We start from the raw sequence: 14058 nt of genomic DNA, 5'->3' as shown, positions 1-14058 counted from the left end.
TGTTTATACTTCTTGAATCAGTTTAAAGCGCTCAACTTCACGGTCATCTTCTAGCATTACCGTTTCAGTAAACATGGCAAGTGGACGTACCCAAATCGAGTAATCACCATATAAACACTGATAAACCACCAGTTTTTCTTCGGTTTCACTATGCGTCGCTACATGTAAAACTTGATACAGTTGCCCTTTATAATGTTGATAGATACCGCGCTGTAATTGCATCACTTGCTTCCCTATTTTTTAATTGTCTTGATCATACCTAATTTATACGGCTTAAACTGCAAATCACTTGAAAAATCATTTAAATCCCCCATATAGCTTTATGAAATGATTGAAGAAAATATCTTTAAATCTATAAAACCGATTATTAAAATAAAAACAAACTGTTTTATCTATTTTTAGATTTACTCTATGATTCTTCTATCAAATAATTTTACAGACTGCTTTGGAGAGCTTAACAATGTTAGATCAAAATACTTCAGCTCAATTAAAAACACTTCTTGAACGCCTAGAAGGTCCGATTGAATTGGTTGCGACTTTGAACGGTACTGAGAAATCAGACAAAATCAAAGAATTGGTTGAAGAGGTTGCAGCACTGTCTCCACTGGTGACTGCACGTTTTGATGGTCAAAACTCACGTGCACCGAGCTTTGGTGTGGCAAAGGCCGGTGAAGAGCCGCGTGTGTTCTTTGCGGGTTTACCGATGGGGCATGAGTTTACCTCTTTGATTTTGGCATTGTTACAAACCTCAGGTTATGCACCCAAAGTATCGGATGAAGTTTTAGCTTCAATCAAAGGTTTAGGCATCCAGTCTGACTTTGATGTATTTGTCTCTTTAAGCTGTCATAACTGTCCAGACGTGGTGCAAGCGTTGAACCTGATTGCTATTTACAATCCAGGCACGACAGCAACTATGATTGATGGGGCATTCTTCCAAGACGAAGTTGAAGAACGCAAAATCATGGCTGTACCGATGGTGTTCCAAGACAACAACCATATCGGTCAAGGTCGTATGACCTTGGAAGAGATTGTAGCCAAACTGGATACCAATTCCGCAGCTAAAGAAGCTGAAAAACTCAATGCCAAAGAAGCTTTTGATGTTTTAGTGATTGGTGGTGGTCCTGCGGGAAATACCTCAGCCATTTATGCAGCACGTAAAGGCATTAAAACAGGGATCGTGGCTGAACGGATGGGTGGTCAAGTCATGGATACCATGGACATTGAAAACTATACCTCGATTCAAAAGACTCAAGGGCCGAAGTTTGCTGCTGAAATGGAAGCACATGTACGTGAGTATGGTGTGGACATCATGAACTTACAACGTGTTTCTAACATCAAAGGTGCAGATGAGACAGCAAATGGCTTGGTTGAAGTCACTTTAGAAAATGGTGCGAAGCTTGAATCTAAAACAGTCATCCTTTCAACAGGTGCACGTTGGAGAGAAATGAATGTGCCGGGCGAAGCAGAATACCGTACCCGCGGTGTTGCCTACTGCCCACACTGTGATGGCCCACTGTTTAAAGGCAAACGTGTAGCAGTAATAGGCGGAGGGAACTCAGGTGTCGAAGCCGCGATTGATCTTGCTGGGATTGTAGAACATGTGACTTTGGTTGAGTTTGATACCAAACTACGTGCTGACCAAGTGTTGCAAGACAAATTGCATAGCTTGCCTAATACCACAGTGATCCTGAACGCACTCTCAACTGAAGTTGTGGGTGACGGTAAGCAAGTGACAGCATTGAAATATAAAGACCGTGCAACCGATGTAGAACATACGGTTGAGCTTGCAGGAATCTTTGTACAAATTGGTTTATTGCCAAACACCGATTTCCTCAAAGAAACAGCGGTTGAGCTTTCAAACCGTAATGAGATTGTGATTAACGATCGCAACGAAACCAATGTCAAAGGTGTATTTGCCGCAGGTGACTGTACGACAGTGCCCTATAAGCAAATCATCATTGCCACAGGTGAAGGCGCGAAAGCATCTCTGTCTGCTTTTGATTATATTATTCGTTCTGGCGTGTAATCCTCTCAAACTCTTCTCTACTAAAGGCTTATAGGTAACTCAGCTTATAAGCCTTTTTATCACGCTGTTTTTTATAAAAATTTACATTTTTTTAACAATAATGCAGTCTGTTTTACATTCAAATTAGATTATATTTTGCCCAACCCCTACTTTTGGGTATAAAACGAAAAGGATATGAAAATGAATAAATTATTTATTGCTTTAGGTCTTGCTGCTGCTGTTGTTTTAGTGGGTTGTTCAAAAGAAAAAGCACCTGAAACAGGTGCAACGACAGGTGAACACCTTGAAAATGCTGCTGAACAAGCAGGTCATGACATTAACCAAGCTGCAAGTGAAGCTGTATCTGACACTCAAAAAGCTGCAGATGAAGCATCTGCAAAAATTGGTGCTGCCGCTGACGAAGCTGCTGCGAAAACTGAAGCTGCTGCTGAAGATGTTAAAAATGCCTCTAAAGAAGCAACAGCTCATGTTGCTGGTGCTGTAGAACAAGGCGCTGCTGATGTGAAAGAAAAAGCGCAATAATATTTCTAAACATAAAAAAGCCTCCCACTCGGAGGCTTTTTTATGGGCTATGCTATAGTAGATGAAACTTGCATTATTAAATAAATCATAACTTTAAAACTTTGAGGATGATCTATCGTCATGTCCTATTCTCACCATATTGAACCTCATTTAATTCATCGTACTGGTTGGCTACGTGCAGCGGTATTGGGTGCCAATGATGGCATCATTTCAGTGACCAGTTTAATTATGGGGATGGCGGCCAGTGGCGCAACCAGCCATACCTTACTCATCACGTGTATTGCAGGGCTCATTTCAGGTGCGAGCTCTATGGCTGCGGGCGAGTATATTTCGGTGAAGTCTCAATCGGATATTGAAGAAGCCGACTTAAAACATGAAGCTAGGGAATTAGATAAAAACCCGCACTTAGAACTTAAAGAACTGACTCAAATTTATATACAACGTGGACTAGAACCCGAACTAGCACATGAAGTCGCAGTACAACTCAGCGCACATGATGCACTGTCTGCACATGCTCGTGATGAAATAGGCATCCATGAAAATACCAGTGCCAAGCCACTTGAAGCTGCGGGTTCTTCTGCCCTCGCCTTTTCACTAGGTGCTCTGTTTCCCATGCTGGCCATTCTATTAAGCCCTCAAGGTTATCTGACTCAGTCAGTTGCTCTTACAGGGGTACTATCGTTGTTCGGTTTAGGCGCTTTATCAAGTTACTTTTCTGGGACTTCCATGTGGACAGGTGCATTTCGCGTGACGCTATGGGGGATTTTCGCGATGCTGTTTGCCAGTTGGATTGGTTCCCTATTTAATGTGCATGTTTAACGTTAACAACAGGATAAGCGTTAACAATCTACCTATTTAAATAGTAAAAAGTCCATGGATTGAATGGGCTTTTTACTATTTACAGCATCATTTATCATCAACTTTAAGCTTGCACATTTTTCTCTGAGCCACTACTCAGATGCACTATTACTGATGACTGAAGTTCCATTCTAAAGGTGCAACAGCTTATTTTTTAATTAGCATGAATTGCTTAACGTCTGTTCTCCTTCCCATAACAGCCCAAAACATCATAGAAAATGATGAGTCAATGCCTTACTTACATCTCGCTAGATTGTTTTTTCATTCATATAACGCGTAGCGTTTAGGAACATATTGCACATGTAGTTTGATATTTGCTCTTGCCTCGATGTTGATACTTTTAAAATAATCTTTCCATAACTGGTCATACAGCAGCTCATCATCATCTAATTCAACACTAAAGGACTGACTGCGTCCGACTTTGTGTGCAAGATCAATTTGATCCACATCCATTTCCACCTGATGGACGGCTGTCAAATCATAATAAAGTCCGAAATTTCTTCTTTCATCATAAATCAACCATCTTTGATCTTGATATCGGTTTCTAAAATGCCGTTCTATCAGCGGTAAAACATTAAAATCCGGCTGTACCAGACTTAAAAACAATCCATCCTGACATTTTTTAAAGCGGACAAAAGCTTCCATACGATGCTTTTCCCTGCCCACTTGTTTGGCCCACTGCGAAACAGCCAATACATCCGCATGCGCATAGTTACGATCTACCGCATGTGTATTTTTAAATACATAGCTACAGAAATTAAAAAGATGTTGATGTACCTGTTCCTGCTCAGACAGAAAGCAATAATAAAAAGATCGTAGACTCTCAGCCGTAATTTTTTGCTTTAACCCGCGCCAAACTCGCTCTGCGTGTTCGTCATTTGAAGCAACCTCAATACACTCATCAAACAAGCTGGCTTGGGAATTGTTAGATGCAAGCTTGACGTCAAAATCTTTAAACTGAAAGCTTCTATATACACAACTCAGTAGTCCAGTCATGGTTCGATCAAAGCGATATATCGACATACTAAAAACCGAAGCCCAGTTGAGGCGAAAGCTGTTTTTGATATTTGAATTGCCCCGATTGCAAAATGTGCTGCCGAATCTGGTTCGCTTGTTGTTCTTTTTTAAACTTTGGCGTATCTGCACAGCGAATAAAATACTGTGCCCGATTGTAAGCAATGCCCATATGCTTTAGTTGATCGATATGAATCTGCCCAAAACGACGAGCTTGCACAATTTTTTTAGCCGATTGAACACCTATACCCGGGACACGTAAAATCATACGATAATCTGCATGTTGAATATCAACAGGAAAATGCTCAGGGTTACGTAATGCCCAACTTAGCTTCGGGTCGATGTCCAAATCTAAATTCGGATGCTGATCATTCACGATTTCCTGCGCATCAAAACCATAGAAACGCATGAGCCAATCCGACTGGTACAGCCGATTTTCTCTTAATAATGGCGGAGCAGAACCCACAACAGGAAGCATTTTTTCCTGTTCATTGATTGGGATATAGCCTGAAAAATACACCCGTTTGAGCTGATACACTTTGTAATGATGATCTGCCATTAAAATAATATCTTTGTCTGTTTCTTGATGTGCGCCCACCACCATCTGAGTGGTTTGTCCCGCTGGTACAAACTTCGGTACATGCTGAATCACACGCCGCTCATCCGTCAACTGAATTAAGCGATCGCGTACAATGCCTAAGTCCTTTTGTACTTCTGCATGTGATTTCTCAGGTGCAAACTGTTTTAAACCAACTTCCGTTGGCATTTCCAAGTTAATACTCATGCGGTCTACATATAAGCCCGCCTCGGTAATAATTTCTTGGGAGGCACCTGGTATCATTTTTAGGTGAATATAACCATTAAAATTTTCTTCAAGGCGTAACTTTTTCACCACTTGTAGCATTCGCTCCATAGTGAAATCAGCTGATTTAAAAATACCTGAACTGAGAAATAAACCTTCAATATAATTGCGGCGGTAAAAGTTGATGGTTAAATCCACCACTTCTTGTACAGTAAAAGCGGCTCGCTTGACATCGTTAGAGCGTCTAGAAACACAGTAGGAACAATCAAAAATACAGACATTTGAAAATAGAATTTTAAGTAATGAAACACAACGACCATCTTCTGTATAACTATGACAGATACCGTTCCCTGTATTTCCCAAACCTTTTTTTTTGTTTTTACGATTGCTACCACTGGACGAACAGGACACGTCATATTTAGCTGCATCAGCTAGAATCTGTAGCTTTTCACGGATACGATCGGTCATGACGATCCTCGGTAAAATCTAAAATAAAAGTATAAAAAATTTCAGACTAAAAGCATTGCCAATACGCATACCCAACGACATGGCTTGTCGCTAAAAACCGAAAAATAAACGTGATTGATTTAGATATTTTTCGAGAAAATACTGAATATTATTTGCCAATTTTGCAGTGCTTGGGCAAAGTGTCTATATGTAAAAGGAGCAAGTACATGTCTTTATTATTAGAACGTCTTGAAATTAAACATCCTATCTTCCTTGCACCGATGGCTGGTGTTTCTACACCAGAGCTTGCGGCGGAGGTTTCAAATCAAGGCGGGCTAGGCTCACTTGGATTAGGTGCAAACACCGCAGAAACCGCACGTAGCCAAATTTTAAAAACCCAAGCACTGACCGAACAACCTTTTCAAGTTAATTTTTTCTGTCATCAAAGTGTCGAACTTGATCCAGCTATCGCACAAACATGGATTGATTTTGTAAGACCTAATTTTGAACAATACGATGCAGAACCACCCACGCAACTGCACTGTATTTATCCTAGCTTTTTGGACAATGATGACTTTTTAAATGTCGTACTTGAAACTCGCCCTAAAGCCGTCAGTTTTCACTTCGGTGTTCCGCATCCGCACCAAATACAGGCGCTAAAAGACGCTGGCATTTTAACCATGGTTTCTGCAACCAACTTAGCGGAAGCACGGGCCATTGAAGCAGCAGGGATTGATTTTATTATTGCTCAAGGCATAGAAGCAGGTGGACACCGCGGGATTTTTAATGAACATTTTGATAGTGCAATACGTACGATCGACCTCGTACAACTTCTGACGCAGCACTGTCGGTGCCCTATTATTGCTGCGGGTGGCATTATGAATGGTACACAGGCTCAGCAGATGTTAAGCCTCGGCGCGAGTGCGGTACAGTTGGGAACAGCTTTCGTACAATGCAAAACGTCGAATGCCAATGATGCCTACCGTCATGCACTTTTCCATGAGCACATCACACAAATAAGTGCCAGTATTTCAGGTCGCCCAGCTCGCGGCTTACTGGGTCACTGGCATACCCAGATTGATCTACCGAACCGCCCTGCTGTTGCTGCATATCCCTACTGTTATGATCTTGGAAAACAATTACATGCCGCAGCAAGTAAACAAGGCGATCAAGGCTTTGGTGCATTTTGGGCAGGTACGAATGTTTCGCAAATTCGTGCCATGGAAGCACCTGACTTAATTAACCAATTGTTGGTTGAAATGCAACAAGTCAGTTATTAAGTCTCATTATTCACTCAAAGCTCCATACGTGGAGCTTTGTTTATTTGGTTTCTAACAAATTGACCTGTTCAACCTGTACGTCATTCATGGTTTCACCATGTATGAGTAATTGGTCAAAGTAGTCAGCGACCACTTTAAATTGTTCAGTTGTACTTTCCACTTTGTACATGTTCTGGCGAAATTCATTACTTGAACGTAAACCTTTGGTGTACCAAGCAATATGTTTACGTGCAATTCGGCAGCCAGAGTATTCCCCGTAAAATGTGTACAGTTCAGCAAGATGTCCAAGTAGAACTTCTTTTACTTCTTGAATGCTTGGTGCTGCCAAATGTTCACCTGTCTCCAAATAATGTGCGATTTCACGAAAAATCCATGGACGCCCTTGCGCAGCGCGACCAATCATAATTGCATCTGCACCAGTATAATCGAGTACATATTTGGCTTTTTCTGGACTATCAATATCCCCATTGGCAACCACTGGTATACGAATGAGCTGTTTAACCTCTTTAATTAAATCATAACGAGCCGTGTTCAAATACATGTCTTCACGGGTGCGCCCATGCAACGCCAACGCGGCAATACCCGCCTCTTCCGCACGTTTCGCTACACGTAAGATATTTTCATGACCATTCAAAAAACCCAAACGAGTTTTAAGTGTGACAGGTACATCAACTGCAGCCACAACTTCATCCAAAATTCGAGCCACCAAGTCTTCATCTTTTAAAAGTGCAGAACCCGCCAGCTTATTACAGACTTTCTTGGCAGGACACCCCATATTAATGTCCACAATTTGAGCACCATTTGAGACCTGATATCGTGCAGCTTCCGCTAACTCTTTGGGATCTGATCCTGCAATTTGTGCTGAAATAGGCGCCAATTCACCATCAAAATTAGCACGATATAAGCTTTTTTTACTCATCCGTAACGTTTGGTCTGATGTCATCATTTCACTGACAGCATGCCCTGCACCAAAGTATTTGCACAGAGACCTAAATGGACGGTCAGTTACGCCTGCCATCGGAGCAACAATCAAATTATTTGACAGTTGATACGGACCAATATACATATGAATTCATCACTTTTTCGACTGGCACAGTATACTGCATCTACACTTTCGGCTCATCTTTTATCATGTGTTATGTGACTATGAAATACTCATAATAAAAAAGCCAGACGAATCTAAAAGGCAGCCATCAGATAGCCTCTAAATCACATCATTTTTTTAAAAAGCATACTTTTTAAGACGTTATCTTTGAAAATGAAGTGGTGAACCAATGCCGCACAGGCATGCAAACCCACGAGCGCAATAAAGAGATTCCCTAAAAATTTATGCGCATCTGCAATATAGTCACTCCCCCAAACAGTACTCAAAAGCGGTAAATTTAAAGATAAAACGTGGAAATTATCAGTAAAACTCGATAATGTCATCCACCCCGCAATTGGAACAATACATAAGCTTAAGTAAAGGAAAAATCTGACCGTTTTAAATAACATTATCTGGTAAGAATTAATTATTTCAGTTTTAGGAATACTTTTTCTATACAGAAAAACAAAACTCAATCTCAAGAAAAATAAAATAAATATTAAAATCCCACCTGCAACATAAATCTGGCCTTTCCAGTCTGTTATTGTGGGATCACCTGCAGTCAGATATACCATTGCAACTAAAGCAAAGGTAATCCAATGCATGATTATTATAGGTTTTGGATAGTTATTCTTCATCGCTTTTCCTAAGTTTTAAATATTTTTATAAAACGGAGCTGTTAAAAAAAAGCTTAAACGAAAAATGTAAAGAAAAATAGAATGCTCTGCTTTTTATTCAGGCTAGGCTTGACTTAAACCTTAAAAATCAATTGCCTGCCTATCCACTATTTCCAACATCTTGAAGATTAAAGTACTTTTAAATACAACATCCTTCATCGCTTCAAGTATTCCTTACATCCTTTGTAAAACTTCAGGTTGAACATTTGTGCTACATCATCTTTTCTAAACACTATGCTCTGCTACCTTTAATTTATTATGATGTATGTAGATAGCCCTAATATCCTTTAGAGTGTTCCATAAATTCATCGATAATTACATCTTCCAGTACATGGCAAAGGTAACCATATAAATAATTTTATAGACTATTGATTATATTGTATAAATCATAAACCAGCATTATTCATTAATTTAAAGTCTAATTTATGATATTAAGAAGAACAAGGAAAACAATAAAGAAACATAGTGATTCACTCCAATATGCCTCAATATTCTGAACACAAAAAATTAACAGCGACTGAATTCAATAGTTTAATGACTATGGCTATTCAGCAATCATTTAATGCGATCGTCATTACAAATGCCTGCTTTGAGAATAATGACCCACACATCCTTTTCTGCAATCCAGCATTTTGTGAAATGACAGGTTATAGCGAAGAAGAGTTAATTGGACAATCGCCCCGTATCTTACAAGGGCCTGAGACAGATCTAACCGTGATTCAGGAATTAAAAGATTGCATATCTAATGGACTATTTTTCCATAACCATACGATTAATTATCGCAAAGATAAAACACCGTACGATGTAGAGTGGAACATCTCCCCGATTAAAACTGAAACAGGTGAAATCACCCATTTTGTATCCGTTCAACGAGATATCACGGAAAAAAACGAAAGTCTTAAATATCAAGCGATGCTGGTTGCAGCAATCAATACAACACCCGATACGATAGTGATCACGGATGATCAAGCTAAAATTAAATTTATGAATCATGCCGCAGAGGAACTCTCGGGCTACACCCTAGCAGATTTAAAAGATGAACCTATCACAAAATTATATCCACATGATCAAAAGCTGATAGAACTACAAAGAATAAAAAATCAGGATATTGAAAATAAAGACCATGTATATGAAAAGCATTTCTTAGAGCTCGTTTCATCCCCTCTAAAAGACCGTAATGGCACAATTACACACAATGTGAGTATCGGTAGAAATATTAATCATCATATCGAGATCAAGAGTCAACTTGAAGAGTGGGCCAATTACGACAGTTTGACGAGTATTTTTAATCGTCGCTATGGTGAACATCTTCTAGATACCATTCAAAAAGACATGTGCAATGAAGATAACTCTTGCTGCGTGTTATTGGCTGATATCGATTACTTTAAAACCATTAATGATACTCATGGTCATGCATTAGGAGATAAGGTCTTACAACAAGTCATGCATGAGCTCTCCAAAAATTTACGTAGCAAGGACACTCTCATTCGTTGGGGAGGAGACGAAATATTAATCGTATTACCAAGTATCAAACGGCTTTGTTGCACAAAGATTTGAAATGCAAAGTGCCCCTAATTGAGCCAAATTTAAGGCGTAACTTGGGTAAGTGGTCGACCTAATTCCGTAAATCTGTTAAGGACTGCTACACGTGCATGGATCTCATTCACTTGGCTATCAAAACTCCTTGCACTGAGTTTATCTCCTAATAATTTGATGCAATGCATCTTAGTTTCAACCAAACTTCGCCGATGATAGCCTGACCATTTTTTCCATAGTGTCCTGCCTAAACGTTTAATTGTTCGAAGTAATTCATTTCGCTCTAGCGAGCTACTCTTTGTATCTTTCCATGGTTTCGCATTTTTTCTAGGTGGAATCACCGCATGCCCTTGCCGATCTGCAATGACCTGACGGCATTGCTTGGTGTCATAAGCTCCATCGGTATAAACAGAGTCAATCCGCTCATCTTGTGGAATCTGATTAAGTAAATCACCAAGCACCTGTGAATCACTGACATTATTGGTTGTAAGCTGAACTGCTCGTATTTGTAGGGTTTTAGCATCTATACCAATATGAAGTTTACGCCATTGGCGACGATATTCAGGTCCATGTTTCTTGCGTTTCCATTCGCCCTCACCTAGAAACTTCATGCCTGTAGAGTCCATGAGTAGATGCAGCCCATCGCTACTTTTTTGGTAGCTGATTACAATATCAATATGCTTTTGTCTTCTACAAAGCGTGGTGTAATCTGGAGCTATCCAATTTAATCCGCAAAGTTTAATCAGACTTTGCACAAAGCCAGTGACCATACGTAAAGACAGACGGAATAAGGATTTAATCATTAAGCAGCATTGGATGGCTGCGTCGGAGTAGGTTTGATTTCGCCCTTGTTTGCCTTTTGATGGCGCATACCATTGCGTAGCAGGATCAAACCAAATGGCAATATTTCCGCGACTCATGAGTGCTCGGTTATATGCGGGCCAATTGGTTGTGCGGTAGATTTTGTGTGTAGGCTTCTTCATTTGAAAATTATATCGCTGAAAAACCCTTTACAGATAGGTTTGTGCAACAAAGCCCCTTTGGAGTAGTGACTTGGAAAAGGAAAGAGCTTAAAACCAGTGTTCTACGAAGAGCAGACGAGCAATTATATCTTGCTAAAGCAAATGGTCGTAACTGTATATCTCCACACTCAGTACCTTAAGCTAAAATCCATTTAAAGCGATAAGTTACCCCAGTTAAAACTTTCTAAGCTCGATATTAAAACTCTAGATCCTAAAAAGTCGCATTTTCTAACCTTCATTAAAAAATGCGACTTCATACATTTTAAAATTTATAATTTAACGCAACTACAGCAGACCTGCCGTCTCCCATATAGCCAGTTTTGTAGTTTGCAATGATGCGGGTGTAGTACTGCTCATCAAATAAATTATTAATATTTAGTGACACACGGGTTTTCTCATTAAGATCATAAGCACCATACAAACTTGCTACAACATAATCTTCTTGTTCCGCTTTTATTAGGTTAGGCTGAGCTCGTGTTCCCATATTGATATAATCATAGCTTGAACCATACCAATTTAAACTACCGCCAACTCTCAATCCAGAAAGATCACCACTAAACTGGTAGTTTGTATTGAATTTAGCTGTTTGCTTTGGATTTGCGGTATTAATTTTTTTGCCTTTCGCATCCTCTGTGTCATTGTATGCATATCCAAATGTAAGCGTCCATGCATCCGTAAGTTGACCTAATGCTTCAACTTCAAAGCCTTTCGTTTTAGCACCTTTCACAGCTCTATAACGCGCTTCAATGCCATTTAACCCAGTCCCAGCGATTTGTTCAGCGACATTGTCTTTTTGAGCATAGAAAACTGCCGCATTGACGTCTAGCCGATCATCAAAGAAACTGTTTTTTAAACCTAGCTCTGTATTACTGCCCGTAACAGGATCCAAGAAATTATCATTAGCATCTAAACTCGACTGTGGTTTAAAGATTTCGGTATAACTTGCATAAATAGTGCTAGTTGGAAAAATGTTATACGTAGCAGCCACATAAGGCACAAAAATACTAGATTGCTTTTGCTTTGAAGTCGTACTGATGAGTTGGCCTTGATTGAAGTTACGGGTTTTAGTCTCCCAGTCAGACATACGTCCACCGGTGAAAATCTTGAACTTGTCTGCGATGTTCCATCGTGTATTAATAAAAGTTCCAAACATTTTGGTGTCTGTTGTTTTGTCTACACCCGTTCTTTCTGGTTTGAAATCAGGAGATGCATTTCCGTAGAAATGTTCAATATCATTAATTGTATTTCCTGCTGAGTAAGTAGGGTAAGTGAGTCCATATTCATTAGCTTCTCTATCCCAACCATTAAAACCAAAGACCACTTGATGTTCTCGGTTAAATAAATCGAATAGTCCATTGACTGTTAAATCATATGTATTTTGGTTCAAATCCCCTTCAGATGCCCAATGTGAATAACTTAAACCCGTGCCATCTTTGTTTAAGTTTCCATTGTATGCATATGATGTTTTAGCAAATGCATCCAGATCCTGTCGACTGAATGAAAGTTTAGCCTTCCATCTGTCATTAAAGTTATGGTCTAAATACACATAACTATTTTGTAATTCACGTTGCCATCTCACCCAGTTCATCGAACCAAAGTTATCTTCTGATGAAAAGCTAGTTTGACTCCCATCGCTATAGAAAATTGGTACACCTCCACCAAGACCGTGAGGGTCATCATCTTGGTAATCAATACCCAAAGTAAGTTGAGTTTGATCAGTGAGTTTAGACGTTAATGATCCTGAAATCGTTGTTGTATTCTTTTCATAATAATGTTTCCCTGTTCTACCGTCTGATGTCGCAACAATTAAACGTGCGTTAAGTTTATCATCAGCTAACAGCCCGCCACTAATATCTCCAGTAAATCTTCGCCCATCGAAAGTATCGTAACTTGCTCCAAGCTGTGCATTAAGCTCTTGTGTTGGTTTTTTATGGACCATATTAATTGATGCAGAAGGCTCACCCAGCCCAGTGTTTAGGCCATTTACCCCCTTTAAAACTTCAATGTGATCATAAATTGCCGTATCAAACACAGGCATAGCAATTACGGAACCACTAACACCTGAATAAGATGATGCAATACCATCAATTTGAATATTATCGACTGCAAACCCACGAACGTTGTAATTTGGGCGTTCGCTATCGTTATATCCAATACTTACACCAGCTACTTGTTGCATCACGTCTGTAACAGTCGCTAAGCCTTGATCCTGCATTCTTTGCTGTGTAACAACAGTCACTGTCTGAGGTGTTTCTTTCAATGCAATATTCATTTTGGCTGCTTGAGAAGACTTACTCTTTTTATATTTTTTACTGTTTTCCGTAGCATCCTCCTCGTCTTCAGTCTGTACCACAATAGGAGCTAAACTTGCTACTGGCTCAGATGCTGCTGCATAAAGAGATGAACTAAATAAAGGAGTTAAAAGAACGACAAGCCAAATTTTATTAGGTGGGAAATATTGCATACTACAAGCTACCATTTGCAAATGAGAATCATTGTATATTAATTATCATTTACATTTCTACACAAATAGAATATTTACTCAAAATGATTGAGTGTTTATGCGTATATTCTGTATTTATAGATTATGAGGACAGATCATACATATCCTCTCAAGTCCCCTAAAAATTTGTAGATTCGAAGTTTACAATCAGGTCTTGTAAGTTGCCTTCTCGTCGCGTGTAATTCGATGGGAAGTTAGTTTGAGGTATTAATCATAAAAATAATTCAGATGAGTAAAATTACATGAAAGCCATTCTAGTTCCATGAGCTCTAGAATGGCCTTGCATA

At 39.5% G+C, this 14058-nt stretch carries 11 protein-coding genes and 1 pseudogene; 5 read left to right on the top strand and 7 right to left on the bottom strand.

What is annotated here, in order from left to right:
* Positions 1 to 3: 3 nt before the first annotated feature.
* Positions 4 to 222, bottom strand: a complete 219-nt coding sequence (locus AC4CVD_RS06780; protein WP_004693482.1) for a DUF1653 domain-containing protein — start codon at positions 220 to 222, stop codon at positions 4 to 6.
* Between the two features lie 238 nt (positions 223 to 460).
* On the opposite strand from AC4CVD_RS06780, the gene ahpF reads away from it, so the two are divergent.
* From ahpF to AC4CVD_RS06765, 3 genes are all read left to right on the top strand, one after another.
* Positions 461 to 2026: an alkyl hydroperoxide reductase subunit F gene (gene ahpF, locus AC4CVD_RS06775; RefSeq protein ID WP_490752551.1), complete on the top strand. Its 1566-nt coding sequence runs from the start codon at positions 461 to 463 to the stop codon at positions 2024 to 2026.
* Between the two features lie 180 nt (positions 2027 to 2206).
* Positions 2207 to 2548, top strand: a complete 342-nt coding sequence (locus AC4CVD_RS06770; RefSeq protein ID WP_348958569.1) for a hypothetical protein — start codon at positions 2207 to 2209, stop codon at positions 2546 to 2548.
* A 120-nt stretch (positions 2549 to 2668) separates the two neighbouring features.
* Entirely contained in the window at positions 2669 to 3367 is a 699-nt protein-coding gene (locus AC4CVD_RS06765; RefSeq protein ID WP_058869488.1) for a VIT1/CCC1 transporter family protein, read from the top strand.
* Positions 3368 to 3654: 287 nt separating this feature from the next.
* Here the strand turns inward: AC4CVD_RS06765 and AC4CVD_RS06760 are convergent.
* Positions 3655 to 4429 (bottom strand): annotated as a pseudogene (locus AC4CVD_RS06760) (TIGR03915 family putative DNA repair protein).
* A gap of 1 nt (position 4430) precedes the next feature.
* Entirely contained in the window at positions 4431 to 5690 is a 1260-nt protein-coding gene (locus AC4CVD_RS06755; protein WP_490752549.1) for a putative DNA modification/repair radical SAM protein, read from the bottom strand.
* Between the two features lie 206 nt (positions 5691 to 5896).
* On the opposite strand from AC4CVD_RS06755, the gene AC4CVD_RS06750 reads away from it, so the two are divergent.
* A complete protein-coding gene (locus AC4CVD_RS06750; protein ID WP_279683650.1) occupies positions 5897 to 6949 on the top strand; it encodes an NAD(P)H-dependent flavin oxidoreductase in 1053 nt (350 codons plus the stop codon).
* A 40-nt stretch (positions 6950 to 6989) separates the two neighbouring features.
* On the opposite strand, the gene dusB is transcribed toward AC4CVD_RS06750, so the two are convergent.
* A complete protein-coding gene (gene dusB / locus AC4CVD_RS06745; RefSeq protein WP_490752547.1) occupies positions 6990 to 8015 on the bottom strand; it encodes a tRNA dihydrouridine synthase DusB in 1026 nt (341 codons plus the stop codon).
* A gap of 143 nt (positions 8016 to 8158) precedes the next feature.
* Positions 8159 to 8671, bottom strand: coding sequence for a cytochrome b (locus AC4CVD_RS06740; RefSeq protein WP_490752545.1), 513 nt, complete (start codon positions 8669 to 8671; stop codon positions 8159 to 8161).
* A 519-nt stretch (positions 8672 to 9190) separates the two neighbouring features.
* Here AC4CVD_RS06740 and AC4CVD_RS06735 point away from each other — a divergent pair.
* The gene (locus tag AC4CVD_RS06735) at positions 9191 to 10267 is read left to right on the top strand and encodes a sensor domain-containing diguanylate cyclase (protein ID WP_490752543.1); all 1077 of its coding nucleotides are present in this window, start codon (positions 9191 to 9193) and stop codon (positions 10265 to 10267) included.
* A 29-nt stretch (positions 10268 to 10296) separates the two neighbouring features.
* Here AC4CVD_RS06735 and AC4CVD_RS06730 read toward each other — a convergent pair whose 3' ends face one another.
* Both AC4CVD_RS06730 and AC4CVD_RS06725 read right to left on the bottom strand, forming a co-directional pair.
* Positions 10297 to 11229 (bottom strand): IS5 family transposase, encoded by a 933-nt coding sequence (locus AC4CVD_RS06730; RefSeq protein WP_081405714.1) that lies wholly within the window; start codon positions 11227 to 11229, stop codon positions 10297 to 10299.
* A gap of 301 nt (positions 11230 to 11530) precedes the next feature.
* Positions 11531 to 13732 carry a TonB-dependent siderophore receptor gene (locus AC4CVD_RS06725; RefSeq protein WP_490752541.1) on the bottom strand — a complete coding sequence of 734 codons (2202 nt, stop codon included), beginning with the start codon at positions 13730 to 13732 and terminating at the stop codon, positions 11531 to 11533.
* Positions 13733 to 14058: the final 326 nt, after the last annotated feature.

The sequence above is a fragment of the Acinetobacter sp. LipI_23 genome (genome assembly GCF_058243045.1).
Note: the sequence above shows the minus strand (reverse complement) of the source record. Positions and strands in the feature narration are given on the sequence as shown.

Coding starts and splice junctions, on each gene's coding strand:
- AC4CVD_RS06780 (WP_004693482.1), bottom strand. CDS start 222: ATGCAATTACAGCGCGGTATCTATCAACATTATAAAGGGCAACTGTAT.
- ahpF (WP_490752551.1), top strand. CDS start 461: ATGTTAGATCAAAATACTTCAGCTCAATTAAAAACACTTCTTGAACGC.
- AC4CVD_RS06770 (WP_348958569.1), top strand. CDS start 2,207: ATGAATAAATTATTTATTGCTTTAGGTCTTGCTGCTGCTGTTGTTTTA.
- AC4CVD_RS06765 (WP_058869488.1), top strand. CDS start 2,669: ATGTCCTATTCTCACCATATTGAACCTCATTTAATTCATCGTACTGGT.
- AC4CVD_RS06755 (WP_490752549.1), bottom strand. CDS start 5,690: ATGACCGATCGTATCCGTGAAAAGCTACAGATTCTAGCTGATGCAGCT.
- AC4CVD_RS06750 (WP_279683650.1), top strand. CDS start 5,897: ATGTCTTTATTATTAGAACGTCTTGAAATTAAACATCCTATCTTCCTT.
- dusB (WP_490752547.1), bottom strand. CDS start 8,015: ATGTATATTGGTCCGTATCAACTGTCAAATAATTTGATTGTTGCTCCG.
- AC4CVD_RS06740 (WP_490752545.1), bottom strand. CDS start 8,671: ATGAAGAATAACTATCCAAAACCTATAATAATCATGCATTGGATTACC.
- AC4CVD_RS06735 (WP_490752543.1), top strand. CDS start 9,191: ATGCCTCAATATTCTGAACACAAAAAATTAACAGCGACTGAATTCAAT.
- AC4CVD_RS06730 (WP_081405714.1), bottom strand. CDS start 11,229: ATGAAGAAGCCTACACACAAAATCTACCGCACAACCAATTGGCCCGCA.
- AC4CVD_RS06725 (WP_490752541.1), bottom strand. CDS start 13,732: ATGCAATATTTCCCACCTAATAAAATTTGGCTTGTCGTTCTTTTAACT.